This is a genomic window from Streptomyces sp. NPDC101234, assembly GCF_044767525.1.
Taxonomy (GTDB): Bacteria; Actinomycetota; Actinomycetes; order Streptomycetales; family Streptomycetaceae; genus Streptomyces; species Streptomyces sasae.
The window spans coordinates 86,391-111,857 of record NZ_JBIWOA010000029.1 but is presented as its reverse complement, the minus strand read 5'-3'; the positions used below and the strand labels follow the sequence as shown (position 1 = coordinate 111,857).

21 protein-coding genes and 2 pseudogenes are annotated in these 25,467 nt (G+C 72.0%); 4 read left to right on the top strand and 19 right to left on the bottom strand.

Features of this window, described 5'->3' with window-relative positions:
- Positions 1-115: 115 nt before the first annotated feature.
- The 6 genes and pseudogenes from ACIRR9_RS40150 to ACIRR9_RS40125 all read right to left on the bottom strand — a co-directional run bounded on the left by ACIRR9_RS40150 (position 116) and on the right by ACIRR9_RS40125 (position 8,640).
- A complete protein-coding gene (locus ACIRR9_RS40150) occupies positions 116-2,362 on the bottom strand; it encodes an SWIM zinc finger family protein (RefSeq protein WP_403762798.1) in 2,247 nt (748 codons plus the stop codon).
- Positions 2,359-5,181 (bottom strand): SNF2-related protein, encoded by a 2,823-nt coding sequence (locus ACIRR9_RS40145; protein WP_403762795.1) that lies wholly within the window; start codon positions 5,179-5,181, stop codon positions 2,359-2,361. Before ACIRR9_RS40145 ends, ACIRR9_RS40150 begins: the two co-directional genes overlap by 4 nt.
- 170 nt (positions 5,182-5,351) lie before the next feature.
- Positions 5,352-5,933, bottom strand: coding sequence for a sugar kinase (locus tag ACIRR9_RS40140; protein ID WP_403762792.1), 582 nt, complete (start codon positions 5,931-5,933; stop codon positions 5,352-5,354).
- A complete protein-coding gene (locus ACIRR9_RS40135) occupies positions 5,930-7,075 on the bottom strand; it encodes an ROK family glucokinase (RefSeq protein WP_123972604.1) in 1,146 nt (381 codons plus the stop codon). Before ACIRR9_RS40135 ends, ACIRR9_RS40140 begins: the two co-directional genes overlap by 4 nt.
- 160 nt (positions 7,076-7,235) lie before the next feature.
- A pseudogene (locus ACIRR9_RS40130) lies at positions 7,236-7,640 on the bottom strand (ATP-binding cassette domain-containing protein); the annotation flags it as partial.
- A 250-nt stretch (positions 7,641-7,890) separates the two neighbouring features.
- Positions 7,891-8,640 (bottom strand): GntR family transcriptional regulator, encoded by a 750-nt coding sequence (locus ACIRR9_RS40125; protein WP_365346646.1) that lies wholly within the window; start codon positions 8,638-8,640, stop codon positions 7,891-7,893.
- Between the two features lie 118 nt (positions 8,641-8,758).
- Between ACIRR9_RS40125 and ACIRR9_RS40120 the strand changes: the two genes are divergently transcribed.
- Positions 8,759-9,769 carry a Gfo/Idh/MocA family oxidoreductase gene (locus tag ACIRR9_RS40120; RefSeq protein ID WP_123972605.1) on the top strand — a complete coding sequence of 337 codons (1,011 nt, stop codon included), beginning with the start codon at positions 8,759-8,761 and terminating at the stop codon, positions 9,767-9,769.
- A 101-nt stretch (positions 9,770-9,870) separates the two neighbouring features.
- Here ACIRR9_RS40120 and ACIRR9_RS40115 read toward each other — a convergent pair whose 3' ends face one another.
- From ACIRR9_RS40115 to allB, 8 genes and pseudogenes are all read right to left on the bottom strand, one after another.
- Complete coding sequence (locus ACIRR9_RS40115) at positions 9,871-11,055, bottom strand: cytochrome P450 (protein ID WP_403762788.1); 1,185 nt, start codon at positions 11,053-11,055, stop codon at positions 9,871-9,873.
- Positions 11,056-11,147: 92 nt separating this feature from the next.
- Complete coding sequence (locus ACIRR9_RS40110) at positions 11,148-11,816, bottom strand: response regulator (RefSeq protein ID WP_403762785.1); 669 nt, start codon at positions 11,814-11,816, stop codon at positions 11,148-11,150.
- 55 nt (positions 11,817-11,871) lie between these two features.
- Positions 11,872-13,122: a histidine kinase gene (locus ACIRR9_RS40105; protein ID WP_403762782.1), complete on the bottom strand. Its 1,251-nt coding sequence runs from the start codon at positions 13,120-13,122 to the stop codon at positions 11,872-11,874.
- Positions 13,123-13,431: 309 nt separating this feature from the next.
- Positions 13,432-13,827 (bottom strand): ribonuclease domain-containing protein, encoded by a 396-nt coding sequence (locus ACIRR9_RS40100; RefSeq protein ID WP_403762779.1) that lies wholly within the window; start codon positions 13,825-13,827, stop codon positions 13,432-13,434.
- A 150-nt stretch (positions 13,828-13,977) separates the two neighbouring features.
- Positions 13,978-14,235 (bottom strand): annotated as a pseudogene (locus ACIRR9_RS40095) (dihydrofolate reductase family protein); the annotation flags it as partial.
- A gap of 120 nt (positions 14,236-14,355) precedes the next feature.
- A complete protein-coding gene (locus ACIRR9_RS40090; RefSeq protein ID WP_123972859.1) occupies positions 14,356-15,168 on the bottom strand; it encodes an AIM24 family protein in 813 nt (270 codons plus the stop codon).
- A gap of 90 nt (positions 15,169-15,258) precedes the next feature.
- Positions 15,259-16,371, bottom strand: a complete 1,113-nt coding sequence (alc, locus tag ACIRR9_RS40085; protein ID WP_403762776.1) for an allantoicase — start codon at positions 16,369-16,371, stop codon at positions 15,259-15,261.
- A 50-nt stretch (positions 16,372-16,421) separates the two neighbouring features.
- Positions 16,422-17,765, bottom strand: coding sequence for an allantoinase AllB (allB, locus tag ACIRR9_RS40080; protein WP_403762773.1), 1,344 nt, complete (start codon positions 17,763-17,765; stop codon positions 16,422-16,424).
- Positions 17,766-18,048: 283 nt separating this feature from the next.
- Between allB and ACIRR9_RS40075 the strand changes: the two genes are divergently transcribed.
- On the top strand, positions 18,049-18,840 hold the full coding sequence (locus ACIRR9_RS40075; RefSeq protein ID WP_403762770.1) for an IclR family transcriptional regulator: 792 nt from the start codon (positions 18,049-18,051) through the stop codon (positions 18,838-18,840).
- A gap of 106 nt (positions 18,841-18,946) precedes the next feature.
- On the opposite strand, the gene ACIRR9_RS40070 is transcribed toward ACIRR9_RS40075, so the two are convergent.
- Positions 18,947-19,234 (bottom strand): DUF5955 family protein, encoded by a 288-nt coding sequence (locus ACIRR9_RS40070; RefSeq protein ID WP_403762768.1) that lies wholly within the window; start codon positions 19,232-19,234, stop codon positions 18,947-18,949.
- 183 nt (positions 19,235-19,417) lie between these two features.
- Here ACIRR9_RS40070 and ACIRR9_RS40065 point away from each other — a divergent pair, with 183 nt between their 5' ends.
- Positions 19,418-20,017, top strand: coding sequence for an NTP transferase domain-containing protein (locus ACIRR9_RS40065; RefSeq protein ID WP_403762765.1), 600 nt, complete (start codon positions 19,418-19,420; stop codon positions 20,015-20,017).
- A 107-nt stretch (positions 20,018-20,124) separates the two neighbouring features.
- Positions 20,125-21,747: a malate synthase A gene (aceB, locus tag ACIRR9_RS40060; RefSeq protein ID WP_403762762.1), complete on the top strand. Its 1,623-nt coding sequence runs from the start codon at positions 20,125-20,127 to the stop codon at positions 21,745-21,747.
- Positions 21,748-21,751: 4 nt separating this feature from the next.
- Here the strand turns inward: aceB and ACIRR9_RS40055 are convergent, their stop codons facing one another.
- From ACIRR9_RS40055 to ACIRR9_RS40040, 4 genes are all read right to left on the bottom strand, one after another.
- Entirely contained in the window at positions 21,752-22,036 is a 285-nt protein-coding gene (locus ACIRR9_RS40055) for a SelT/SelW/SelH family protein (RefSeq protein ID WP_403762759.1), read from the bottom strand.
- On the bottom strand, positions 22,033-22,938 hold the full coding sequence (locus ACIRR9_RS40050; RefSeq protein ID WP_403762756.1) for a HipA family kinase: 906 nt from the start codon (positions 22,936-22,938) through the stop codon (positions 22,033-22,035). The genes ACIRR9_RS40055 and ACIRR9_RS40050 overlap by 4 nt, the downstream gene beginning before the upstream one ends.
- A gap of 351 nt (positions 22,939-23,289) precedes the next feature.
- Entirely contained in the window at positions 23,290-23,673 is a 384-nt protein-coding gene (locus ACIRR9_RS40045; RefSeq protein ID WP_403762753.1) for a hypothetical protein, read from the bottom strand.
- Positions 23,674-23,871: 198 nt separating this feature from the next.
- On the bottom strand, positions 23,872-25,377 hold the full coding sequence (locus ACIRR9_RS40040) for an IucA/IucC family protein (RefSeq protein ID WP_403762750.1): 1,506 nt from the start codon (positions 25,375-25,377) through the stop codon (positions 23,872-23,874).
- Positions 25,378-25,467 lie beyond the last annotated feature (90 nt).

Sequence of the window (25,467 nt, the reverse complement as noted above, 5' to 3'; positions counted from 1 at the left end):
GAGGGCCCGCGGACGGGGCCGCCGTCGCACCGGGCGGCCATCGGAGCGAGGCCGAACGGCCCTGCAGCCAGGGCATCCGGATTCATACCCCGGGACCGGCAGGAATGCGTAGCGCCTATACGTCGTCCGACATCCCGAGTCCCGTGAGCGCGCCCACCGGGTCCAGGTCCGGGGTACCTCTGGGCCACCAGTCGTCGTGGCCCGGTTCGGACTCGTAGGCGTACCAGAGGCCGTCGCGGCCGAGGCGGAGCTGGACATGGCCGGCCGGGTGGGTGAGGTGGTTGCGCCAGGGGCGGAACGCCGGGAGATCGGCGGCGAGGAGCAACGGTCGCGCTCGGTCGAAGCGCCCGGCCGGCGGATCCCACGGCTCTTCGAGTACGGCGAGCCCCTCGATCCCGCCCTGGCGCCAGGCGGCGACCGCGCGTGCCAGGTCGCCCGGGGTACGGCCGACGGCGTCGGCGAGGGCCGCGTAGAGGGCGCGGGTGGACGCGGTGAGGCCGGAGCCGGGTCGGGCCGCGGCCAGCCGCACCGCGTCCTGCCAGAGGGTCAGTTCGCCGACCGGGTCGCATCCGGTGGCGAGCAGGGCGTGGGCGCGGGCGGCGGCGTCGGTGGCGAGCTGGTCCAGCGCGAAGGGGTCGGGTCCGCCGGGTACCGCCGGATAGACCGGGGGCTGCTCGGGGTGCGCCGGGACCGGCAACGGGGGCGGCAGCGGCGGGAGTTGCCGCGGCACGAGGGCCTCGGTGGCCCGGATGCCGGGCAGCGAGGTCGGCTGCCGCTCCCGGGCCGCGCGGGCGGCGCTCCGGCGGGACAGCGCGTCGAGCACCTCCCGCTCCCCGCGGCCGCGCAGCAGAAGCAGCACGAACGGGTCGGCGTCCAGCAGCCGCGCGGTCTGGTAGCAGAGGGCGGCCGCGTGCTTGCAGGGGTGACCGAAGTCCGGGCAGCTGCAACGGGGTTCGAGCTCTCCCGGTCCGGGCAGCAACGGGACCCCGCTGTCCGCGAGTGTCTGCGGCAACTCCTTGTCGAGCAGGGCGGCGATGTCCCCGGGCCGGTCGGCGGCGGCCTCCAGGAACCGCTCCCACTCGTCCTCGCCGAAGGTACGCAGCCGCAGCTGTACGCGGTACGGCCGGGGCCGGCTCCCCTGCACATACGCGAGGACCAGTCCCGGGGTCACGGTGATGGCGTCCACCTGCCCCTGCACCGCGTAACTCCGCCCCCGCGCCAGCCGCTTGACGTCCAACGCGCCCTCTTCGAGTGCCCGGACCCAGGCGTTGCCCCACCAGGTCTCGGCGAACTCGGGGCCGACGGCGGAGGACCGGGCCGGGAGGGAGGGGAAGGTACGGCGGAGTTCGGTGTCGCGGTGAGGGGTGGCCATGGTGCGGGGGAGGTGGGGGGTGGTGGGGGCGGTTGGGGTGCCCGCGGTCTCCGTGCCTCCGGTGGACGTGCGGCCGTGCCTCCGCGACTGCGCGGGGTCACCGGCACCCATCGCCCCGCTCGTACGCGGAAGGTCCTCGGGGCGCCGGGGGCCGGTCACAGGCCCGTGATCGGTCGGCCCCGGATGCGCAGCTGCCGCGGCGTGCGGGTATACCGGACCCGTCACCCGGGGAAGCCGCCTGTCCACGGCCCGCTCCTCGTCGACGGGTCCGGCCGGGGTTCCCTCGCCCGTCCGGTCGTCGGTCTGTCCGGGCGCCACCGGCTCGTCCTCGTCCGGGGGCATCCGGAACGCGGTCGCCAGGAACTGCTTCAGGTCACGGGCGGCGCGATGACGCGTCGCGGCTGCCGGAGCTGGTGACAGCGGCGGGCGCACCGCACGGGCCGGAGCCGCTTCGGCCGCCTCCGCCGCGGCCCGCCGCCGCTCTTCCCGCGCCGCACGCAACGCCTCCCGGGCGATGTCACCGGGACGACCCCCGGGGCGGGAGGCGGCGGCACCGAAGTCGGTCCGGGTGGCATCCGGGCCGGTCCCGTCGGCGCCGGAGTCGGTCCGGATGACATCCGGGCCGGGCCGGTCGGCGTCGCCCTCGTGCGGACCGGAGTCGGAGTCGGCGGCCCCGTCCTCCGTGCCCTTCGCGGCGACAGCCGTCCGCAGCGCCAGACGCGCAACGTCACCGGGCCTGGGCGCCCGCTCCCCCGACGCCACGCCCGCTGTTCCCCGCGCCCGCGAGCCGACGCCCTGCGCCGGTTCCCCAGGCTCGGCGGCACCCTGCGCGCGCTCCTCCGTGTGCTCCGCCAAGCCCTCGGCCGGAGCCGCCGCCGCGTCCTCGGTCGATGCCGGCCCGTCGCCCCCGGTATCCGCCCCGCGCCCCCGCGCCGCGCGCAGCGCCCGTCGGGCCGCGTCCCCCGGGCGCTGCTCGCCGCCCTCGCTCATGACGTCCTCCGCAACGACACCAGGTCGGACAGCTCACGGTCCGTCAGTTCGGTCAGGGCTGCCTCGCCGGAGCCCAGGATCGCGTCGGCGAGGGCGCGCTTGGACTCCAGCATCTCGGCGATGCGGTCCTCGACGGTGCCCTCGGTGACCAGGCGGTGGACCTGGACGGGCTGGGTCTGGCCGATGCGGTACGCGCGGTCGGTGGCCTGTTCCTCCACCGCCGGGTTCCACCAGCGGTCGAAGTGGACGACATGGCCCGCGCGGGTGAGGTTGAGGCCGGTGCCCGCGGCCTTCAGGGACAGCACAAGGACCGGGGTCGCGCCGTCCTGGAAGCGGTCGACCATGCGCTCCCGCTCCGGTACCGGTGTGCCGCCGTGCAGGAGGTCGACCGGGACCGCGCGGGCCTGGAGGTGCGCGGTGATCATGCGGGCCATCCCGACGTACTGGGTGAAGACGAGTGCCGAGCCGTCCTCGGCGAGGACGGTGTCCAGCAGCTCGTCGAGCAGGGTGAGCTTGCCGGAGCGGGCGGCCAGTCCCTCGACGCGGGACTCCTCCTTCAGGTACAGCCCGGGGTGGTCGCAGATCTGTTTGAGCGCGCCGAGCAGCTTGAGCACCAGGCCCCGGCGTGCGATGCCGTCGGACGTCTCGATGGCGAGCAGCGACTCACGGACCACCGCCTCGTAGAGCGCGGCCTGTTCGCGGGTGAGCGGGACGGGGTGGTCCGTCTCGGTCTTGGGGGGCAGTTCGGGGACGATGCCCGGGTCGGACTTCTTGCGGCGCAGGAGGAAGGGGCGGACCAGGCGGGCGAGCCGGCTCACCGCCTCCTCGTCCTCGCCGTTCTCCACCGCGCGCGCGTGCCGGGCGCGGAAGGACTTCAGGGGGCCGAGGAGTCCGGGGGTGGTCCAGTCGAGCAGGGCCCAGAGTTCGGAGAGGTTGTTCTCCACGGGGGTGCCGGTGAGGGCCACGCGCGCGGGGGACGGGATCGTGCGCAGCGCCTTGGCGGTGGCCGAGTAGGGGTTCTTCACGTGCTGTGCCTCGTCGGCGACGACCATGCCCCAGTGCTGTTCGGCGAGGCGGGCCGCGGTGGCGCGCATGGTGCCGTAGGTCGTGAGGACGAAGCCGGAGTCCAGGCCGTCCAGGGTGCGGTCGGGGCCGTGGAAGCGGCGGACCGGGACGCCGGGGGCGAACCGGGCGATCTCCCGCTGCCAGTTGCCCAGCAGGGAGGCGGGGCAGACCACCAGGGTCGGCTCCTTGCGCGCCCGCTTCAGGTGCAGGGCGATGACGGTGATCGTCTTGCCGAGGCCCATGTCGTCGGCGAGGCAGCCGCCGAGGCCGAGGGAGGTCATCAGGTCGAGCCAGGCCAGGCCGCGGAGCTGGTAGTCGCGCAGGGTGGCGTGCAGTCCGGCGGGCGGCTCGGCCGGGCGGATACCGGCCGTGAGGCGGTCGCGCAGGGCCGCGAGGACGCCGACGGGGACAGCCTCGACGGTCTCGCCGTCCACCTCGGCCTCGCCGGTGAGTGCCACGGAGAGCGCGTCGACCGGGTCGAGCAGGCCGAGTTCGCGCTTGCGGGCCTTGCGGACCAGCGCCGGGTCGACGAGCACCCAGCGGTCCCGCAGCCGTACGACCGGACGGTGGGCCTCCGCGAGGGCGTCCATCTCGGCGTCGCTGAGCGGATCGCCGCCGAGCGCCAGCTGCCAGCGGAACTGGAGCAGTTCCTCGCTCTCGAAGAAGCCGGTGCCGTCGGTCGCCGAGCCCGGGGCGGGCCGGACCACCGCCGCCGCGGTCAGGTCCTGTGCCAGGTCGCGGGGCCAGTGCACGGCGACCCCGGCCGCCGCGAGCCTGGTCGCCGCCACGCCGAGCAGTTCTCCCAGCTCCTCCTCGGAGAGCGCGAGCACGTCGGGTACGTCCTGTTCCGCCAGACGGTCCAGCGGCGGCCACACCCGCGCGGCCCGGCGCACGGCCAGCGCCGCGTCGACGCGCGCGCGGGGGCCGAAGGCGGCGTCGGACTCCCCCGCCCACAGCGCGGCCGCGTCGGTCACCAGGGTCAGGTCGGCCAGGCTGTGCACCTGGACGATCGCCGCTCCCGCGCGAAGCGCGCCCTCGCCGTCGTCGAACAGGTCGTACGCCGACAGGTCCAGGCGCAGCGAGATCCGCACGCCCGCGTCCATGCCGGCGGCGACCTCCGCGGCCCACTCGTGGGCGTCGGGCAGCCGCTGGGGCTCGCGGGCGGCGAACGGCCGGCCCGAGGTGTGGGGCGCGGCGGGGGTGCGCGGCAGGGTGTCGGCGACCGCGTCCAGGAAGGAGCGGATCAGCGCCTCGGGCTGGGGCAGGGTGAGCGGGCCGGGGCCGGGCAGCGGGACGGCGTGGCCCTCGGCGGGGAGCGCGGCGGCCACCGCGCGCAGATGGGCGATGTCGGCGGGTTCCAGGGGGCCGGCCCGCCAGGCGTCGTGGCCGGCCGGGGTCAGACCGGGGAGCAGCCGGCCGCGGGCGGCGAGCCGCAGCGCGTGCTGGGCGGCGGCGCCCCAGCAGGCGGTGGCGGGATGGGCGGCGGGGTCGCGGCGGGCCCGGACGAGCAGCGGGAGGGCCTCGGCGATCGGCAGGGTCAGCGCGGGCACCTGCCGGCGGCGGACACCGGCACCGTGCCGTCGTACGACCGTCAGGTCCTCGGTCGCCGACGCGGGGCCGGAGTCGGGCAGCGGGTCCCCCGCCGGGTCCCAGAAGGCGATCCGGCCCTGGCGCGGGAGGTCGGCGGGCAGATAGACGGCGGCCAGGCGCACGGGCACGCCGTCAGGGGTCTCGGTCACCGTGCTGCCGCTCATACGTTCTGCCACCTCCCGGCCCACACGTCGGATCAGACGTCTTCGACTGTACGGGCGGGGTCTGACAATCGGCTCCGGCGGCCGGCCGGGGCCCGTCGCCACGGCACGGCGCGCGAGACCGCGCGGGCCCGTCGCCACGACACGGTGCGCAAGACCGCGCAGGACGGTCGCTACGGCACGGTGCGCGAGACGACGTAGATCATCGGGTAGTTCGGGTCGGCCGTGTTCACGACCACGTCCTGGGTGGGCGCCGGGTTCTTCTGGGTGTGCGTCAGGCCCGACCAGGCTCCGTGGCCGGTGAACTTCCAGCCGGTGATCTTCTGGTCGCGGGTGCTGATGCTGATGTCGTTCTTCTTGAGGTCGTCCCGGTTGACGCCCATGCCCGCCAGGAAGCCGTCCAGGCCGGCGCTGTTGGTACGGAACTGGACGTAGAGACGGCTGGTCTTCCAGTTGTTCGTCTCGTAGTACGCGATCCGGTCGGCCGGGTGCGGGACGGGCACCTGGTAGAGGCGCCGCTGCACCTTCGAGGGCCAGCCCTCGGTGAGGCCGGTCGCCGAGTACTTGGACTCCTTGTCCTTGCCGCTGTCGCGGCTCTGGGCGGCGGAGATCACCAGATAGCCGGCCGGTACGCCGATGAGCAGCACGATGATCAGCAGCGTGAGCGCACGGCGGCGGGCCTTGTGGCCGGTGGTCTCCGGCGGGCGCTGCGGTTCGTCCGGAGGTGCGGCCTGGTGCGGCAGCGAAGCGATCATGCGGTGTCCTGGGTGCGGCGGGCCTCCGCGTACCGCTCGTAGCGCTCGTAGCGCTCCACCCGGCGCCGGTTGGCACGCCGGAACCGGCGGGCGACGAGCCGGGCCAGGTCGGCGGCGCCGACCATACCGGCCTCGGGGCCCAGCTGGGCGCGGGCGATCCGGGCCTCGGGGCGGTAGCCGCGGCCGGTCAGCTGGCGCTTGAACGCGTCCCGGGCGGGGCCGATCAGCAGGTCGTCGGCGGCGCTGACGCCACCGCCGATCACGAAGCAGGACGGGTCGAGGGCGGCGGCGAGGTTGGCGATGCCGACGCCGAGCCACTGGCCGATGTCCTGGAGCAGCTCGATGCACATCGCGTCGCCCTCGCGGGCCAGCTCCGTGATCATCGGGCCGGAGATCTCGTTGATGTTGCCCTTGACGTGCTCGATGATCCCGTAGGCCACCGGGGAGTCGGCCGCGGCCAGCTCCTTGGCCTCGCGGACCAGCGCGTTGCCGGAGCTGTACTGCTCCCAGCAGCCGCGGTTGCCGCACGGGCAGCGGTGGCCGCCGGGCACGACCTGCATATGGCCGAACTCGCCGGCGACACCGTACTTGCCGCGCTTGACCTGGCCGTCCTCCAGGATGGCGCCGCCGATGCCGGTACCGAGCGTGATCATGACGAGGTGGTCCTCGCCGCGGCCGGCGCCGAAGCGCCACTCGGCCCAGGCGGCGGCGTTGGCGTCGTTGTCGACCAGGACGGGCACGGCGAGCCGGCCGGCGAGGCGGTCGCGCAGCGGCTCGTTCCGCCAGGACAGGTGGGGGGCGAACAGGACGCGGTTGCGGTCGGCGTCGACCCAGCCGGCGGCGCCGATGCCGACCGCGTGCACGTCGTGCCGGTCGGACAGGTCCAGGACCAGCTCGACGATCGTGTCCTCGACGACCTTCGGGCTCTTGGACTTGTCCGGGGTCTCCGTGCGGAGCTTCTCCAGGATGTTGCCGTCGGCGTCCACGACGCCCGCCATGACCTTGGTGCCGCCGATGTCGATGCCCACCGTCGGCACCCGGGGTGCGGTCAGGTGGGAGCGGCGTTCCCTGGTGCCCACCGTTCGCAGGACGGGGGCTCGGCGGGAGCCGATGGGGGCGGTGAGGTCGCGGTAGGTGCTCATCGGGCTCGATTCTGCCGCACGCTCGCGCGGAGTGCCGTTCGGGGGACATAAAGGTGGCTACCGCGCCGTTGCCGGGTGTGAGCCGTCCGCGGCTGGTCGCGCCCACGCGGCGGAGCCGCAGATCGACACAGCCCCGCGCCCCTGGCCCCGCTGCAGTTCGTCAGCCCCGCTGCAGTTCGTGGCGTAGAGACTCGAGGTCGCTTCCGCCTGCCATCTGGCTTGTCAGCTCGTCCAGCGTGATCTCTTCACGTGAATGGCTGCCCACCATCGCGCCCCGCCTGAGCAGCACGAAGCGATCTCCCACCAAGTACGCGTGATGCGGGTTATGGGTGATCAACACAACACCCAGCCCCTGGTCGCGTGCCGCCGCCACGTATTTCAGGACCACACCCGACTGCTTCACTCCCAGTGCCGCCGTCGGCTCGTCCAGGATGAGGACCTTCGCGCCGAAGTAGACCGCCCTCGCGATCGCCACGCACTGGCGTTCGCCGCCCGACAGGGTGCCGATGGGCTGGTCCACGTCCCGGAGGTCGATGCCCATACGGCGGAGTTCGGCGTGGGTGGTGCTCAGCGCCCCCGCCACCGCGATGCCCAACCAGGTCCGAAACCGTGCCACGAGGCCGTGCCCTTCTTGCCGTGCTCTCTACGTGCGAGAGGGGCGGGCGAGCTCACCGTCGGTGACCACCGAAGGCGACCTCACCTGCCCCAAAAGCCTCAGTATCGAACATGAGGTACACCCCTTACCTGGGTGGGGGTTACCTTGCGGTCACATTGTCCGGACATTGCGACCAGCACAGCCGGGGCCGAGACGGCGCTCAGGTCCTTACGAGCAGCTGGAACTCGAAGGAGTAGCGGGTCGGCCGGTAGATGTGATCGCCGAACTCGACGGCGCGGCCGGTGTCGTCGTACGTGGTGCGCTGCATGGTGAGCAGCGGGGCGCCCTCCGGCTCGCTGAGCCGCTCGCCCTCGGCGGCCGTGGCGCCGCGCGCTCCGATGGACTGGCGGGCGCTGTGCAGGGTGATCCCGGCGGCCCGCATCAGGCGGTACAGGCCGGTCGCCTCCAGCTGCCGGGTGTCCAGGTCGAGCAGGCCCGACGGCAGATAGTTGGTGAGGTACGCCATCGGCTCGCCGTGCGCCAGCCGCAGCCGTTCGATGCGGTGCACCTCGGTGGTCTCGGCGACCCCGAGCGCGGCCGCGACCTCGGCGGAGGCCGGGACGACCGTGTTGACCAGGACCTTCGTCGCGGGGCGCTGGCCGGCCGACTCCAGGTCGTCGTAGAGGCTGCTGAGCTCCAGCGGGCGTTTGACCTGACTGTGCACGACCTGGGTGCCGACGCCCCGGCGGCGGACGAGGAGTCCCTTGTCGACAAGGGACTGGATGGCCTGACGGACGGTCGGGCGGGACAGACCCAGCCGTGCGGCGAGTTCGATCTCGTTGCCCAGCAGGCTGCCGGGGGTGAGGGAGCCGTGTTCGATGGCCGCTTCCAGCTGCTGGGCGAGCTGGAAATACAACGGCACCGGTGAGCTACGGTCCACTCTGAGGTCGAGCGATACGGTCGGGTCCACATCTGGTTTCGGCACGGGCCCGAGCGTATCCCCGTGACGGGTTGGCGGGAAGTTGTGTAGTTCGATTGTCCGGACATACGGATTGACAGCGCACGGGCTGCACCAGCACCTTGTTCCCATGCGCATCGGGGTCATCGGTACGGGCCGCATCGGCACCATCCACGCGAACACGCTCAGCCGCAATCGCGAGGTCGGATCGCTGATCCTCACGGACGTGGATCCGGCACGGGCCCAGGATCTGGCGCACCGCCTCGGGGAGACTGCGGCGCCCGGGACGGACGAGATCTTCAGGTGGGGCGTGGACGCCGTGGTGATCACCACCGCGACCTCGGCGCATGCGGACCTGATCGGCCGGGCGGCGCGCTCCGGGCTGCCGGTCTTCTGCGAGAAGCCGATCGCCCTCGACCTGCCGGGCACGCTGCACGCCCTGGCCGAGGTGGAGAAGGCCGGGACGGTGCTGCAGATGGGCTTCCAGCGGCGCTTCGACGCGGGGTACGTGGGTGCCCGGGAGGCGGTGCGCTCGGGCCGGCTCGGGCGGCTGCACACCGTACGGGCGCTGACCTCCGACCAGTCGCCGCCCCCGCCGGAGTGGCTGCCGCTGTCCGGCGGGCTGTTCCGGGACACACTGATCCACGACTTCGACGTACTGCGCTGGGTGACCGGCCGCGAGGTCGTCGACGTCTACGCGACCGGCTCCGACGCCGGGCCCGCGATGTTCCGCGCGGCCGGTGACGTCGACACGGGCGCGGCCGTGCTCACCCTGGACGACGGCACACTGGCCACGGCCACGGCGGCCCGGCTGAACGGTGCCGGGTACGACGTGCGGATGGAGCTCTCCGGGGAGCGGGACACCGTGGTGGTCGGCCTGGACGACCGCACGCCGGTGGCCTCGACGGAGCCGACCGGTCCGCCGCCCGCGGACAAGCCGTGGCCCGGCTTCCTGGAGCGGTTCGGGCCCGCCTACGAGGCCGAACTGTGCGCCTTCGTCGACGTGGTGCGGGGCGCGCTGGCCAATCCCTGCGACGGACGTGAGGCGCTCCAGGCGCTGCGGATCGCGGAGGCCTGCGAGGTGTCCCGGCACGAGCGAAGACCGGTGGCACTGGCGGAGATCCCGGACCGACTCGCCTGACCGGTCCGGCGGGATGGGCGGTACGGCCGAGACGGGCGGGACGGCCAGGACGGCCGGGACGACCACCGTCGGCTACGACTACCGCTTCGGCCCGGCTTCGGCTACCAGCGCACCGGGAGGCGCCGCACCCCCCTCATCAGCGTCCCCGGCAGCCACTCCCCCGCCGGGCCGTCCAGGTTCAGGTCGGGGGCGCGTTCGAGGAGGGAGCGGAGGGCGATACGGCCCTCCAGCCGGGCCAGGGGTGCGCCCAGGCAGTAGTGGATGCCGTGGCCGAAGGCGAGGTGCCCGCGGTTGTCGCGGCGGATGTCGAAGCGGTCGGGCTCGGGATAGCGGTCGCCGTCGCGGCCGGCCGCGGTGAGGCCGATCATGACCGGGTCGCCCTGGGCGATGGCGGCGCCGGCGATCTCCAGGGGCTCGGCGGCATACCGGTACGTCGCGTTCTCCACCGGGCCCTCCCAGCGCAGGACCTCCTCCACCGCGCCGTCCAGAAGGCTCATGTCGGCGCGCAGAGCGGCGAGTTGGTCCGGGTGGGTGAGCAGGGCGAGGACAGCGTTGCCGATCAGGTTGACGGTGGTCTCGTGGCCGGCGATCAGCAGCAGGTACGCCATCCCGCGCAGCTCCTCGGCGGAGAGCCGGTCACCGTCCTCGGCGGTGGTGCGGAGCAGGTCGCTGAGCAGGTCGCCGCTCGGGCCCGCGCACCGCTTGTCCTCGATCAGCTCCGCCAGGTACTCGCCGAGTGCCACGAACGCCTCGTGCTCGTCGCCCGAACCGCTGGGCACGATCGCCTCGTTGGAGAGTTTCCGGAATCGGGCGCGGTCCAGTTCGGGGACGCCGAGCAGCTCGCTGATCACCGTGATGGGCAGCGGGTAGGCGAGGGCGTCGATGAGGTCGGCGCGGCCGCGCGGGAGCATCTCGTCGAGCAGCCGGTCGGTGATCTCCTGGATCCTCGGGCCCAGTTCGGCCACGCGGCGGGCGGTGAAGGCCCGGGTGACGATCCCGCGCAGCCGGGTGTGCTGAGGCGGGTCGGTGACCAGCAGGTACTTGCCGATCAGTTCCTCGTCGAGGAACCGGAAGCCGATCTTTCCGGTGTCCTTGACCAGCCGGGGGTCGGCGAGCGCCGCCCGCGCCTCCTCGTACCCCACGACCAGCCAGCTCTCGTAGAACTGGTCGGCGCCCGGCAGCCGCACCCGGTGCACCGGGCCCCGCTCCCGCAGCTCTGCGTACACCGGGTGCGGGTCGGTGCGGAACGCGTCGCCGCACTCGCTCAGGTCGATCACTCGCGCCATGTGTTCCCCCTTGAGGACGCGTCCCCCGAAGCCGTCCCGGCACTTCCACAACGCACCGGCCCCGCGATTGGTGCCCAGGGGCCCGGAGAGCCCTAGAGGGTGTCTTCCAGGAGCCCGGCGTCGTACGCCAGCAGAGCGATCTGGACCCGGTTGTTGAGGCCGAGCTTGGCCAGGATGCGGGAGACATGGGTCTTGACGGTGGCGACGCTCATGAAGAGGCCGGTGGCGATCTCGGCGTTGGCGAGGCCCCGGCCGACCGCTACGGCGACCTCGCGTTCGCGGTTGTTGAGGGCGGCGAGCCGGTCACGCGCGCGTGCCTGCCGGGTGTCGGCCCGGGTGCCGGCCGCGTGCCGCATCAGCTGGCGGGTGACGGCGGGCGACAGGACGGGGTCACCGGCCGCCACCCGGCGCACCGCGTCGACGATCTCGGCGGGCGGGGTGTCCTTGAGGACGAAGCCGGCGGCACCCGCGCGCAGCGCGTGCAGGACCTGTTCGTCGGCGTGGAAGGTGGTCAGGACGACGACCTGCGGGGCGTCCGTCCGCGCGCGCAGCCGCTCGGTGGCGGTGAGCCCGTCCACGGTGGGCATGCGGATGTCCATCAGGACGACATCCGGGTGCGTGCGGTCGACGAGCGCTTCGACCTCGTCGCCGTCGGCGCCCTCCCCGACGATCTCGATGTCCTCGGCGCCGCCCATCATGAGGGACAGCCCCGCCCGTACCAGCGGGTCGTCGTCGACGAGCAGCAGTCTGATCGCGGTCATGCCCCCTACGTAATCACGTACGCCATCACGGGGGTACGGCGTCGCCTGGTGCGGTTCAGGCCGCTGCCCAGGGCAGCCAGGCCCGGACCTCGAAGCCGCCGTCGCCGGTGGCCAGGTGTTCGAGGCGTCCCCCGGCCAGCGTGGCGCGTTCGGTGAGGCCGATCAGGCCCTGGCCGGAACCGGGGACGGGCGGGGCCTCGGTCTCGGGGGCGGGGTTGTGCACGGTGATGTCCAGGCCGGCTCCCGGCGTGCCGGTGACACGGACGGTGACCTCGGCGCCGGGAGCGTGCTTGCGGGCGTTGGTGAGGCCTTCCTGGGCGATGCGGTAGGCGGTACGGCCGACGGAGGCGGGTACGGCCGCCGGGTCGCCCACGTGGTTGTCGAGGGTGACCTTCATGCCGGCCTGGCGGGACTCGGCGACAAGAGCCTCCAGGGCGGCCAGGGTGGGCTGGGGCCGGCCGCCGGCCTCGTCGCCGTCGGTGGCACGGAGGACGCCGATGATCTCGCGCAGGTCCTGGAGGGCCTCGTGGGCGCTCTCCCGGATGACCCCGGCGGCCCGGGCGATCTCCTCCCGGGGTGCGTCGGGCCGGAACTCCAGGGCGCCGGCGTGCACGCTGAGCAGGGTGAGCCGGTGGGCGAGGACGTCGTGCATCTCGCGGGCTATGGCCTCCCTGGCCAGCCGTTGAGCCCGCTCGGCACGCAGCCCGGCCTCGGTCTCGGCGCGCCGGGCCCGGTCGCGCAGGCTGAGCATCAGCTGCCGCTTGGAGCGGACGAACATGCCGAGGCAGGCCACCAGGAGGGTGAACAGCGCGGCGAGCACGACGACCACGAGGTAGGGCAGATCGGGGTCGGGCCGCAGCCAGTAGAAGACCGGGACCAGGGCCAGGCTGACGCCGGTGATCCAGGCCAGGTGCCGGAACGGGCGGTGCACGGCCAGCGTGAACAGGGCGACCATGGAGGCGCCGCCCGCGGTCGCGGAGACGAAGCTCACCGGGATCATCGCGACGGCGAGGCCGAGCGGCCAGCGGCGGCGCAGCCAGACCGCGCCGCAGGCGAGGCCGCCGATCAGCACGTCGAGGACGGCGAGGGTGTGCGGGAGGTGCGCCTCGTGCCGGACGGTGTTCGCGCCGGCCGCGCCGACGACGACGGCCAGCAGGAAACAGGTGAAGTCGACGAGCCAGTCCCGCGCGGTACGGCGGGGCCGCCGGCCGCCGGCCTGGGCGTCGGGATCGAGTTCATGGATCACGGCGGACGGAAAGAGCCACCGTCGCCCTTCGAACGTCCGTACCGGAATGTCACCGCTCACGGTCGACAAATCTACGCAGGCCCGGAGCGCGGCACCGCCCTGTGCACGGGATCGTCGACCAAAGTTGCGCTCGTGTGGACTTTCGGCGCGCCACGCGCGCGTGGCGGCGGTCTTCCAGCGGGAACGACTCGCCCCACGGCCGATGGCATGGGGGGAAGCCGCGGGGCGAGGGTCGTACCGTGAAACGGCTGCTGGAACCGCTCGGATTCATGACTTCGGATCAGGAGCCGGGGGTCCGGCCGAACGCGGACCGGACCTCCGGCCGGTCGCACCGTTCCTGGTGTCGGACCGGTCGACTCGACGGGCTGCTCAGCAGTCGAAGTCGATCAGGTCGAACGAGGCGTAGTGGTCCGACGTGTAGTAGTCCTCCTGGTACGCCTCGCCGGTCACGATGCGTCGTGCTCCGCGCGTGGACGAGCCCGGCGTGATGACCGTGTACTCGTGGTAGTAGCCGCTGGGCTCGCTGGGCAGGATGCCCTCCGAGTTACGGAAGACGATGCCGTCCTGCGAGTACGGGAACGGACCGTCCGACGCGATCAGGTCGAGCGTGTCGTACGCCTGCGACGGCAGGTTGCCGTAGCAGATGCTGCCGACCGAGCTGGCAGCCGCGTCCGCCGTGGTGGCCGTGACGGTGCCACCGACGAGGAGGGCGGACAGGAGGGCGCCGGCGGCGCCGATGCGGGTGATTCGTGGGGGGAATCTCATGGCTCAATGATGACGCGCGTAGACCATGGCATGTCAATGACAAGTCTGAAGAATTTCCCGTCAAGTCCCTTTCGTTTTCGGGAAGTTAACTTGGGGCCCGGCGACTTCACCGGGCGGGCCCCGCACTCCACGGAGGTCACGGCGCCACCGTCAGGCGTTCTGCTCCGCGATGTACGAGCCGTAGTCGGGGCGCCCCGCGATGTCGTACGACTGGATGGAGACGCCCGCCGCCGTGATCCGCCCGCCGGTGTGCCGGAACTTCGTCGGTAAGGCGCCCTCCTGGAAGAAGCGGCGGCCGGTGCCCAGGACGACCGGGAAGGTCACCAGGTGGAGGGTGTCCACGAGACCGAGGTCCAGCAGGGAGCGGACCAGGGCGCCGCTGCCGTGCACCTGGAGTTCGCCGTCGAGGGTGACGAACATGGTGGAGACGAGCTTGCCCATGAGGGGTGCCTGCTTCCTGGGGTGGGGTCTGTTGTCATCGGTTCAGACCCCGCTCGCACCCGCGACTCATCGGTGGGGCGCAGACGCTCACCCCGTGTGCGTCGAGAACAGTCCGCCCGTCGGGCCCTGCTTGTCGCCGCCTTGCGCCTTCTTCAGGGCGTTGGCGAGGCTCTCGATGGTGAGGGACTGCAGGATCACCCGGCCATTGCCCTCCAGGGTGGCGAGGGAGAGGCCCTCGCCACCGAAGACGGCGTTCATGATGCCCTGCCGGTTGAGGCCGCCGACGCGCTGGACGCCGTACTGGATGCCCTCCTCGAAGGCGACGACACAGCCTGTGTCGACCTCGATACGGCCGCCGAAGTCGGCGGGGTTGAGGTCGATGAAGTTGCCCGCGCCGGCGATGATCACCGTGCCGTGGCCGGTGAACTTCTCCAGGATGAAACCCTCGCCGCCGCTCATCCCGGTGCGGCCGCCGGCGAAGGCGATACCGAACTCGACGGTGGACTCGGCGGCCACGAAGGCGTCCTTCTCGGCGAACCACGCGCGCGTGCCGTCGAGTTCCAGCGCGCGCATCTCACCGGGGAGTACGCCCGCGAAGCCGACCGTGCCCTGGCCGCCCTGGGAGGTGAAGTACTGGAACGCCAGCGACTCACCGGCGAGCATGCGCTGGCCGACCTGCATGGCGGTGCCCATGGCCTGCCGGAGCATGCCGCCCATGCCGCCGCCCCCGCCCTGTGGCTGACCGCCGTTGCCCGACGGCCCGCTCAGCCGGGTCTCCATGGTCACGTTCGTCGTCTTGAACAGGAACTTGCCGGCCTCGCAGTAGACGGTCTGGCCGGGGTGCAGGTTGACGACCGCCATCTGCATGGCGTTGCCGACGATTTCTTGCTGAAGGGTCACGGGGGAAGAACGTAGCGGGTGGCCCGACGGTTCCCTTTGCCCGCCCGGCCACCCGACTCGGTGGCTTGAGAAGCGAGGTCTCAATACCGGTCAGGACAGTTCGCGGTGCCTTGTCGCCAGCACTGCCGCTCCCGCCTCCGTCAAGGACCCGAACAGCCGCAGCCGCGAGATCCCGCCGTCCGGGAAGATGTCCACGCGCGCGTGCGTGCCGACGGCGGGGGAGGCCAGGACGAAGCGATGGTTCGTGTCCGGCTGGAGGCGGGTGCGGGGAAGGAGCTCGCGCCACTCGCCGTCCTCGCCGTCCTTCACCGACACCGACGCCCAGCCCGCGCTGTTGCCCTTCAGGTACGCCGTGTCGATCTCGAGGGAGCGGATCTGGGACTGGGCCGTGAGGCGGTAGCGGATCCAGTCATGGCCCTGGTCGCGGCGGCGGCGGGTCTCCCAGCCGTCGTCCATCTTGCGGGAGCGGCCCGGCTGGATGGTGTTGGTGGCCGGCGAGTAGAAGAGGTCGGACGCGTCCTCGACCTGGCCGCCGTTCTCCAGGGCGACCACGTCGAAGGTGCCCAGCGCGGCCAGCCACCCCGGGTCCGGCACGACCTCGCCGTGGACGCGCAGGCGTGCGATGCCGCCGTCGGGGTGCTGGTTGACGCGGAGGTGGGTGAAGCGCTGCTCGACGGAGACGGTGAAGCCGTTCGCCGCGTGGCCGCCCACCGGGGTGCGCGGGACGAGGGGTGTCCACTTCACGTCGTCGGCCAGCAGGTCCTCCGGGGACGGGGAGCCGGGCACGCACACGCCCTCGACGGACACCGCCTGCGGGTAGTTGCCGCGGAAGTGGGCCGTGTCGACGACGATCCCGCGGACCACGCCCGGCGCGCCGAGGCGGACCAGCGCCCAGTCGTGGTCCTCGGCGGTCGGCCAGGGGTGCTCGGCGGAGGCGCCGCGCCGGCGGCGGGTCTCCCAGCCGTCCATGATCTTGCCCTTGTGCCCGAAGTGCTCGGGGTCGAACTCGGCCCGTCCGGGCACCAGCAGGTTCTCCCGCTCCGCGAAGAACTCGTCGTTGGCGGCGATGACCCCGCCGCCGAGCCGCCGGTCGGCGAGGTCGGCGTACCGGGTGAAGGGGAAGTCGGTGGTGCGGTAGTCCGCGTACGGGTCGCCGCCGGAGTAGGGGTGCGCGTCGCCGGTGAAGGTCGGGATCGCCGTCAAAGGTCTTCCTTTCGGGGGTCGGCAGCTGCGAGTACGGGAGAAAAGGGAGGTCAGGGGGTGGTGCGGGTGAGCAGGCGGCCCTTCGGGGGCGTGAACTCGCCGTCGGCGACGATGCGTTCGCCGCGCAGCCAGGTCGACTTCACGACGCCGTACAGGGTCTTGCCCGCGTACGCGGTGACGCGGTTGCGGTGCTGGAGGCCGGCCGGGTCCACGGTGAAGGTCTCCTCGGGTGCGAGGACGGCGAAGTCGGCGTCCCGGCCCGCCGCGATGGCGCCCTTGCGGTCGTCGAGCCCGACGAGCGCGGCCGTACGGGCCGACATCCAGCGGACCACGTCCTCAAGGCCGTGGCCGCGCTTACGAGCTTCCGTCCATACGGCGGCGAGGCTGAGCTGGAGGCCGGAGATACCGCCCCACGCGGTCGCGAAGTCGCTGGTCTTCAGGTCGGCCGTGGAGGGCGAGTGGTCGGTGACGACGCAGTCGACGGTGCCGTCGGCCAGCGCCTGCCAGAGCAGGTCCTGGTTGGCCGCCTCGCGGATCGGCGGGCAGCACTTGAACTCGCTGGCGCCGTCCGGGACTTCCTCGGCGGTGAGGGTGAGGTAGTGCGGGCAGGTCTCGACGGTGAGCCGGACGCCGTCCCGCTTGGCCTCGGCGATCAGGGGCAGCGCGTCGGACGAGGACAGGTGGAGGACGTGCACGCGCGCGTGGAGGCGTTTCGCCTGGGCGATCAGCTGGGCGATCGCGGTGTCCTCGGCATCGCGCGGGCGGGAGGCGAGGAAGTCGGCGTACTTCGGGCCGCCCTGCTGCGGGGCCGCCTCCAGATGGTGCGGGTCCTCGGCGTGCACGATCAGCAGTCCGTCGAAGGAGGCGATCTCCGCCAGGGACCGGGCGAGCCGCTCCTGGTCGAGGTGCGGGAACTCGTCCACGCCGGACGGCGACAGGAAGGCCTTGAAGCCGAAGACACCGGCCTCGTGCAGCGGGCGCAGGTCCTTGACGTTGTCCGGGAGCGCGCCGCCCCAGAAGCCGACGTCGATGTGCGCCTTGTCGGCCGCGACCTCCTGTTTGACCCGGAGGCTGTCGACGGTCGTGGTCGGCGGGAGGGAGTTCAGCGGCATGTCGACGAGGGTGGTGATGCCGCCGGCCGCGGCCGCGCGCGTGGCGGTCCAGAAGCCCTCCCACTCGGTACGGCCGGGGTCGTTCACATGCACGTGGGTGTCGACCAGGCCGGGCAGCAGCACGTGGTCGCCGAGGTCCTCCAGGCGGGCGCCCGCCGGAACCGGGGTGTCGTACGGCAGTACGGCCGTGATCGTCCCGGCGGACACGGCGACCGAGGCGGCCCGCGTCCCCTCCGGGGTGATGACGCGCGTCGAGCGCAGCACCAGTTCAGCGTCGGACACCCGGACCCCTCTCTCTGCCGCCGTTTTACTTCCGGGAAACGGGATTTACACCCATGTAACGGAATTCAACGTTCTGTTGAAGGAGTGTTCACTCCCGCCCCCGCGCCGTCAAGGGCACACTGCCCATCAGGGCCCCATGAGCGCCTACTCTGGACGTTTCCACAAAGCGGAATTACAATTCCGACAAGCAGAACGTAGCTACGTACAAGCGGGGAGTCAACCGACCGCCGGGTAGGCTGCTGCCCTCCTGCCCGCCGCGAGAGCAGTCCGAAAGGAACGCGCCGTGCCGACGTCCAGCGCCAGCACCACCGACTCCGCCAAGTCCAGCAGCGGCGGGGTCCAGTCCCTCGAGCGCGCCTTCGATCTGCTGGAGCGGATGGCGGACGCGGGCGGCGAGGTCGGCCTGAGCGAGCTGTCCGCGAGCAGCGGGCTGCCGCTGCCGACGATCCACCGGCTGATGCGCACGCTCGTCGCCTGCGGCTATGTACGCCAGCAGCCCAACCGGCGGTACGCGCTCGGGCCCCGCCTGATCCGGCTCGGCGAGTCGGCGTCCCGGCTGCTGGGCACATGGGCGCGGCCGTACCTCGCACGGCTGGTCGAGGAGACCGGGGAGACGGCGAACATGGCGCTGCTCGACGGGGACGAGATCGTGTACGTGGCGCAGGTGCCGTCGAAGCACTCCATGAGGATGTTCACGGAGGTGGGCCGCCGGGTGCTGCCGCACTCCACGGGCGTGGGGAAGGCGTTGCTGGCGCATGTGCCGGACGCCGAGGTCCGGGCGCTGCTGGGGCGGACCGGGATGCCCGCGGCGACGGAGAAGACGATCACCACTCCGGAGGGGTTCCTGAACGCCCTGGAGGAGGTGCGGCAGCTGGGGTACGCCGTGGACGACAACGAGCAGGAGGTCGGGGTGCGGTGCCTTGCCGTGTCCGTGCCCGATTCGCCCACGGCGGCGGCCATTTCCATCTCCGGGCCCGCGGGGCGGGTCACGGAGGCGGCGACGGAGAAGATCGTGCCGGTGCTGCAGCAGGTGGCCGTCGAGTTGTCCCAGGCGTTGGCGAGTTCTGGAGCCTGAGGGGCAGGGACTGCCTCACCGTTCGCGGGTGCGGGTGCGCCATGGCTGGTCGCGCCCACGCGGCGGAACCGCATATCAATGACGCCCCGCGCCCCTTCGGGGGCGCTCAGGCTCGCGGCGTCTCCCCGAACAGGTCCACCGCCTCGCGTACGTCCGACAGGCCTCGCGACAGTGCGCTCACCGAGCCGATCGCTCCCGCGATCAGTAACAGGGACCGGCGCAGGCGCGGGATCTCCGGCATGCCGCCCGTCGCCATCGCCGCCAGGGCTGCCAGTTCGTCCTCCGCTATGGCGCGGTCCGGGAACTCGACCGGGTGTGCGGCCAGTTCACGGCGCAGTCTGGAGACCGCCGTGCGTAGTTCCGTAACCCTCGGATCGTCGTCTCTGCCGGTCACTGGCCTCTGCCCCAAGCTCCGCAACACAGCTCTCCCCCCCTCGCCAGGTGTCCCTCGGCGTTGGTCGGGCGCCCGGGGACGCGGGTCAGTAAACGCCCTCCCGTGCGGAAAGCGCTACAGCGCGGACCGAAATTCAGCCCTGCGGAACCAGCCTCCCGCCCCGGTGTCGGGTATGCAGGACCCATGACGGACACACATGACCGGATCGCCGGGCTGCTGCTCGCCGCGGGGGGCGGCCGACGGCTCGGCGGGCGGCCCAAGGCGCTGCTGACGCACCGGGGGCGGCCACTGGTGGAGTACACGGTCGGGGCGCTGCGCGCGGGCGGTTGCGGGCCGGTCCACGTGGTTCTGGGGGCCCGGGCGGGCGAGGTGCGGGAGCGGGCCGAGCTCGGCGACTGCGTGATCGTCGAGAATCCGGACTGGGCCGAGGGCATGGGGTCCTCGCTGCGGGCGGGGCTGGAGTCGCTGGCCGGGGCGGGGGTGCCGGCGGTGCTCGTCTCGCTGGTGGACCAGCCGGGGATCGGGGGTGCGGCCGTGGCACGGGTGCTCGGCGCGTACCGGGACGAGGGATCACTGGTGTCGGCCGCCTACGACGGGGTGCGCGGGCATCCAGTGCTGTTCGGCGCCCGGCACTGGGCGGGGATCGCCGCCGGCGCGGTCGGGGACCAGGGCGCCCGTGGCTACCTCAAGGCCCACGAGGAGGCGATCACGCTCGTCGAGTGCGGGGACGTGGCCGAGCCGTACGACATCGACACGGAGGCCGACCTGGTCCATCTTGAGTGACACGTCGAGAATCTTGACATCAACAAATCATTGAACTTCCACGATGAGGAAACTAGTATCCATTGATCAGAAGCACCGGGTGCCACCGCTGAAGGAAGTGACAGCTCATGTCCGCACCAGCGCCGTCTCCGCCGGCCATCGTCGACGCCGCGCCCCTGCCCCGGCAGGAGGAGGTCCTCACCGACGCGGCGCTCGCCTTCGTGGCCGAGCTGCACCGGCGGTTCTCGCCGCGCCGTGCCGAACTCCTCGCCCGCCGCGCCGAGCGCCGCGCCGAGATCGCCCGCACCTCGTCCCTGGACTTCCTTCCGGAGACCGCCGCGATCCGCGCGGACGACTCCTGGAAGGTGGCCCCCTCCCCCGCGGCCCTGAACGACCGGCGCGTCGAGATCACCGGCCCCACCGACCGGAAGATGACGATCAACGCCCTCAACTCGGGCGCCCGGATCTGGCTCGCGGACTTCGAGGACGCCTCCGCGCCGACCTGGGAGAACGTCGTCCTGGGCCAGCTGAACCTGATCGACGCCTACACCCGGAACATCGACTTCACCGACCCGGCGAGCGGGAAGTCGTACGCCCTGAAGGCCGACGAGGAGCTGGCGACGGTCGTCATGCGGCCGCGCGGCTGGCATCTGAACGAGCGGCACATCGAGGTCGACGGCGAACAGGTCCCCGGCGCGTTCGTGGACTTCGGGCTCTACTTCTTCCACAACGCGCAGCGGCTGCTCGACCTCGGCAAGGGGCCGTACTTCTACCTCCCGAAGACCGAGTCGCACCTCGAAGCCCGGCTCTGGAACGACGTGTTCGTCTTCGCACAGGACTACGTCGGCATCCCCCAGGGCACCGTCCGCGCCACCGTGCTGATCGAGACGATCACGGCCGCGTACGAGATGGAGGAGATCCTCTACGAACTCCGGGACCACGCCTCGGGGTTGAACGCCGGACGCTGGGACTACCTGTTCTCCATCGTGAAGAACTTCCGTGACGGCGGGCCCAGGTTCGTCCTGCCCGACCGCAACGCGGTGACGATGACGGCCCCGTTCATGCGGGCGTACACCGAACTCCTCGTCCGCACCTGCCACAAGCGTGGTGCGCACGCGATCGGCGGTATGGCGGCCTTCATCCCGTCCCGCCGGGACGCCGAGGTCAACAAGGTGGCCTTCGAGAAGGTCCGCGCCGACAAGGACCGCGAGGCGAACGACGGTTTCGACGGTTCCTGGGTCGCCCACCCCGATCTGGTCCCGATCGCCATGGAGTCCTTCGACCGGGTCCTCGGCGAGAAGCCGAACCAGAAGGACCGGCTGCGCCAGGACGTCCATGTCGAGGCCGCCGACCTGACCGCGATCGACTCGCTGAAGGCGAAGCCGACCTACCCCGGTCTGGTCAACGCCGTCCAGGTGGGCATCCGTTACATCGAGGCCTGGCTGCGGGGCATGGGCGCGGTGGCCATCTTCAACCTCATGGAGGACGCGGCCACCGCCGAGATCTCCCGCTCGCAGATCTGGCAGTGGATCAACGCGGGCGTCGAGTTCGAGAACGGCGAGAAGGCCACCCCTGAGCTGGCCCGCAAGGTCGCCGCCGAGGAACTCGCCGCCGTCCGCGCGGAGATCGGCGAGGAGGCCTTCGCGGCCGGCCACTGGCAGCAGGCCCACGACCTGCTGCTCCAGGTCTCGCTCGACGAGGACTACGCGGACTTCCTGACGCTGCCCGCGTACCAGCAGCTGCGGGGCTGAGCCCTCAGGGAGCAGGCTTGTCCGAGTGGCCCAGGGACCTTCCCGGGGCCACTCGGTAGCGTACGGCCTGCTTCACGGCCGTCGGCTCGGGGAAGCCCTGTTCACGCCGGTCCCACACCACCTCGTCACCGACCCGGACGACGAAGACGCCGCCCTTTCCCGGCTTCAGCGCCAGCTCCGTCAGCTCGGTCTCGAAGGTGGTCAGCAGTTCCTGCGCCAGCCAGGCCGCCCGCGGCAGCCAACGGCACTGGGTGCAGTACTCGATCTCCACGCGCCCGCTGTCGCTCATCCGAGGTGCACCGACCAATCCTGTTGAGCCGCGGGCTTGCCGTGCAGGTCGGGGACCCGCTTCAGCCAGTCCGGGCGCCCTTGCCGGGTCCTGGCCGCACGGGCGGCCTCCTCGGCCGCGAGCTGGTCGCGGCCCGGGAAGTCGGTGGGGAGCCACTGCGCAGAGGCCCGGACCCGGGCCAGCAGATAGCCGATGTAGGCCTCGCGCATCTCGTCGGGTGCGCCGAAGTCGGTGAGCCAGGCGTCCGGGACCTCGGCGAGGATCTCACGCAGCAGCTCCTCGGTCACCCTGGGGGCGAGTTCGGCGTCGGCGGCGCGGGTGTCGGGGCCGTACTGGCCGAGGGCGTGGTGGCGGAAGTCGTACGCCTTCTCGGGGACCGAGACGTCCCAGCGGTGGTGGAAGACGAGGGCGGCGCCGTGGTCGATGAGCCACAGATGCGGGGGCGCGGTGCCGAAGGTCGGCCAGACCATGAGGTTGGAGCTGTGGACCGTACGGTCGACGTTGACGGTGAGGGCGTCCAGCCAGACGATCCGGCCGGCCTCCACCGGGTCCACCGGGAAGACCTTGGCGATCTCCGGGGTGAAGTCGGTCGCGCCGGGCAGGAAGTCCATCCCGAGGTTCACTCCGCCGCTGGCCGCGTGCAGGTCGCGCACCTCCTGGTGCGGCTCCTCCTCGGCGATCGCCGGGTCGAAGTGCACCAGGACCAGTTCGGGGAACCGCAGCCCGAGCGCCCGCGCCAGCTCCCCCACGATCACCTCGGCGACCAGCGCCTTGTGGCCCTGTGCGGAGCCGGTGAACTTGACGACGTACGTCCCGAGGTCGTCGGCCTCGACGATCCCGGGCACCGAGCCGCCGGAACGGAGGGGCTCTATATAACGGGTGGCGGTGACCTCTCTCAGCATCCTGACCACAGCTTCCACTCTTCCGCTTGAGTGAGCATAGTAACCGAGTGTGACGGCCGGCGAGGGGTGCGTGTCGACGTGCGCACCTCGGCTCTCGCCCCGTCCGAATACCGCGAAATGAATTCAGGTCGCTTTATGGCCGGCCCGGTCGCCGTGTCCCTGCGCCGACCGGGCCTGCCGCATTTCTTATGGGTACGGATTGTCTCCCTGTACCCTGTCAGTCGCCGAGGCCGCTCAAGGTTCGGCGACTCCCGCTACGGATTGCTCAGTCCGTCGCGGGGGTTCTGGGCGCTGTCGTCGGTGGACGCTCCAAGTTCACCGAAGGCAGCGCACTTCATGCGTCGACCGGTGTCAGAACCGCACCGAGCGGTCGTTGTCACCGCTGACGTAACGACCCTCGTACCGGTCACGGTCGCTGTCGTAGCGGTGTCCATAACGGTCCTCGTACCGGTCCCGGTTGTCGTAACGGTGGCCGTCGCGGCTGTCGTAGCGGTAGCCGTCGCGGCTGTCGTAGCGGTAGCCGTCGCGGCTGTCGTAGCGGTAGCCGTCATGGCCGTTGTAGCGGTACCCGTCACGGTCGTTCCCCCAGCCCACGGAGTGGGAGGCGGCGCTGACGTTGGAACCGGTCGACAAGGTCGCTGCCGACGCCGAGCCCCCGGCGGCGACGAGTGCGCCTACCGCGACCGCCGCGGAGGCGAGCGCAACACCGGCCCGGCGTGCAATCTTGAGCGCCATGTCCTTTTCTCCTTGTTACTGATCTTGCGATCCATGATTAAAAAGGCCATAACGGCTTGTTTTCGTTGGCGTCAGCGACACTACTCCTTCACAATCGGCAGTCGAAACGCGTCCTGCGTGATGTATGCCATGCGCGGAAAACCCAGGGCACCGGAATATTCGAACGCGCGGAACGCACGCCGAAAAGAAGATCGCTCTTTACTCCGCGGCCAGCGGATTCGGCAACGGCAGATAGCGCGCGTCGGCGCCGTCCGCGCCGGTCCAGCGCAGCAGCAGGTTCGTCTTGCCCGGCAGGGTCGGCGACGCCAGCAACTCGGCCACCTCCGGCAGCGGATGCCGTCCCAGCTCCCGACGTGCCGCGGGCCACGGGTCGAACCCGGCGTGCCGTTCGGCGAGGGCGGCGGCGACCTCCGTGAGGTGGTTGACGACCAGGCAGTACACCAGCCGCTCCCATCCCGCGGCCCGCTCCACGTCGGCCAGCAGCTTCACCCCTTCGGCGTCCCGGTACAGCGCCTGCACCGGCATGCCGTCCGGGCCGACGGCGACCAGGGTGTTCTGCAGATGCGCTTCGAGGACGACACCGTGGTCCGCGAAGGCCGTGAGCGCGGGGGGTACGACCGCGCGCAGATACGCCTCCCACCAGGCCTCCGGGTCCGCGGTCGCGGCCAGCGGGTCGCCGTCGTAGCCCTCCACCAGGCCGGCGGCGAGCAGCGGGGTCGCCCCCGGCAGCAGCGGCCCGCGCAGTCCGTCCCGCGCGATGACCGCGAGTTCCTCGAAGGCGAAGCGGGCGGTGCGGTAGCCGCGGTCGCCGAGCCAGCCGGCCGGCCCGTCCATCGCCGCGAAGGCGGCGGTCGCGGCCGCGTCCGTGCGGCGCAGTTTCCGCAGGTCATGGGCCCACAGTCGACGGATGTCGTTGGTGATGCGGACATCCAGGCTGAACTTCAGGAACAGGTCCCGCACCGGCTCGTAGACGGTGCGGATCGCCGCCGTCGGCCAGGTCGTGAACGCGCTCTCGCCCAGCCGCACCAGCCGCCCGTCCGCGAAGGCCGGGGCGAGGTCGCGGGCGACCAGGTCGAGCTGCCAGGGGTGGGCCGGCAGCAGCCGGTATCCCTGCGGTACGGCGGCCAGCGCGTCCAGCGCCGACATGTCGCCCTCCTCGGCCACCTCGTCCTCGCGCACCCCGAGCAGCACCAGCGGGAACCGGGCGTGTGCCTCGGGGGCGTACGGCAGCCAGGCGGCGACCGGGCCGCCGCCGCGCGCCTTGGGGGCGGGGTGGTGGGGATGGCCGGTGATGAGGGACTGCTCCGAGCGCAGATACGGGTCGTCGGGCGCCGTCGCCCGGGCGCGTGCCGTGAGCAGCGCGGCGACCGTGTCCCGGCTGTCGATCATCTCGGCCGGCAGGTCGCCGTTGGACAGCCCGGTGTGGCCGCGCAGTTCCTCGGCGACGAGTTTGACCAGCTCGGCGTGGCCGATCCGATGCCAGCGGCCGGCCGCGTACACCTCGGGCGCGGCGGGCCGGCGTTCGCCGCGCACCCGCAGCAGCCGTCCGCCGGGCAGCCGGTAGACCCGCAGTTCCCCGTCCGCGGCGTCCGGCAGCGGCTGGGCCACCTCCCGGATCAGGCAGTTGAGCAGGGGCGCGGCAGCATACGCGTCGGCGCACTCCGCGACGGCGTCGCTGGGGGGCATGAGGTCCACTCGTTCCATTCGTTCTCTGACGTCCACACAGTCCGATCACGATCAGTATGTCTCTCGTCGACGGGCATCATGAACGTCGTACCCGTCCCCGAGGAGCCC

What these genes read in the sequence shown, in the direction of transcription:
- ACIRR9_RS40150 (WP_403762798.1), bottom strand. Translation starts at nt 2,362, where the DNA reads ATGAGCGAGGGCGGCGAGCAGCGCCCGGGGGACGCGGCCCGACGGGCG.
- ACIRR9_RS40145 (WP_403762795.1), bottom strand. Translation starts at nt 5,181, where the DNA reads ATGAGCGGCAGCACGGTGACCGAGACCCCTGACGGCGTGCCCGTGCGC.
- ACIRR9_RS40140 (WP_403762792.1), bottom strand. Translation starts at nt 5,933, where the DNA reads ATGATCGCTTCGCTGCCGCACCAGGCCGCACCTCCGGACGAACCGCAG.
- ACIRR9_RS40135 (WP_123972604.1), bottom strand. Translation starts at nt 7,075, where the DNA reads ATGAGCACCTACCGCGACCTCACCGCCCCCATCGGCTCCCGCCGAGCC.
- ACIRR9_RS40120 (WP_123972605.1), top strand. Translation starts at nt 8,759, where the DNA reads ATGCGCATCGGGGTCATCGGTACGGGCCGCATCGGCACCATCCACGCG.
- ACIRR9_RS40115 (WP_403762788.1), bottom strand. Translation starts at nt 11,055, where the DNA reads ATGGCGCGAGTGATCGACCTGAGCGAGTGCGGCGACGCGTTCCGCACC.
- ACIRR9_RS40110 (WP_403762785.1), bottom strand. Translation starts at nt 11,816, where the DNA reads ATGACCGCGATCAGACTGCTGCTCGTCGACGACGACCCGCTGGTACGG.
- ACIRR9_RS40100 (WP_403762779.1), bottom strand. Translation starts at nt 13,827, where the DNA reads ATGAGATTCCCCCCACGAATCACCCGCATCGGCGCCGCCGGCGCCCTC.
- ACIRR9_RS40065 (WP_403762765.1), top strand. Translation starts at nt 19,418, where the DNA reads ATGACGGACACACATGACCGGATCGCCGGGCTGCTGCTCGCCGCGGGG.
- aceB (WP_403762762.1), top strand. Translation starts at nt 20,125, where the DNA reads ATGTCCGCACCAGCGCCGTCTCCGCCGGCCATCGTCGACGCCGCGCCC.
- ACIRR9_RS40055 (WP_403762759.1), bottom strand. Translation starts at nt 22,036, where the DNA reads ATGAGCGACAGCGGGCGCGTGGAGATCGAGTACTGCACCCAGTGCCGT.
- ACIRR9_RS40050 (WP_403762756.1), bottom strand. Translation starts at nt 22,938, where the DNA reads ATGCTGAGAGAGGTCACCGCCACCCGTTATATAGAGCCCCTCCGTTCC.
- ACIRR9_RS40045 (WP_403762753.1), bottom strand. Translation starts at nt 23,673, where the DNA reads ATGGCGCTCAAGATTGCACGCCGGGCCGGTGTTGCGCTCGCCTCCGCG.
- ACIRR9_RS40040 (WP_403762750.1), bottom strand. Translation starts at nt 25,377, where the DNA reads ATGGAACGAGTGGACCTCATGCCCCCCAGCGACGCCGTCGCGGAGTGC.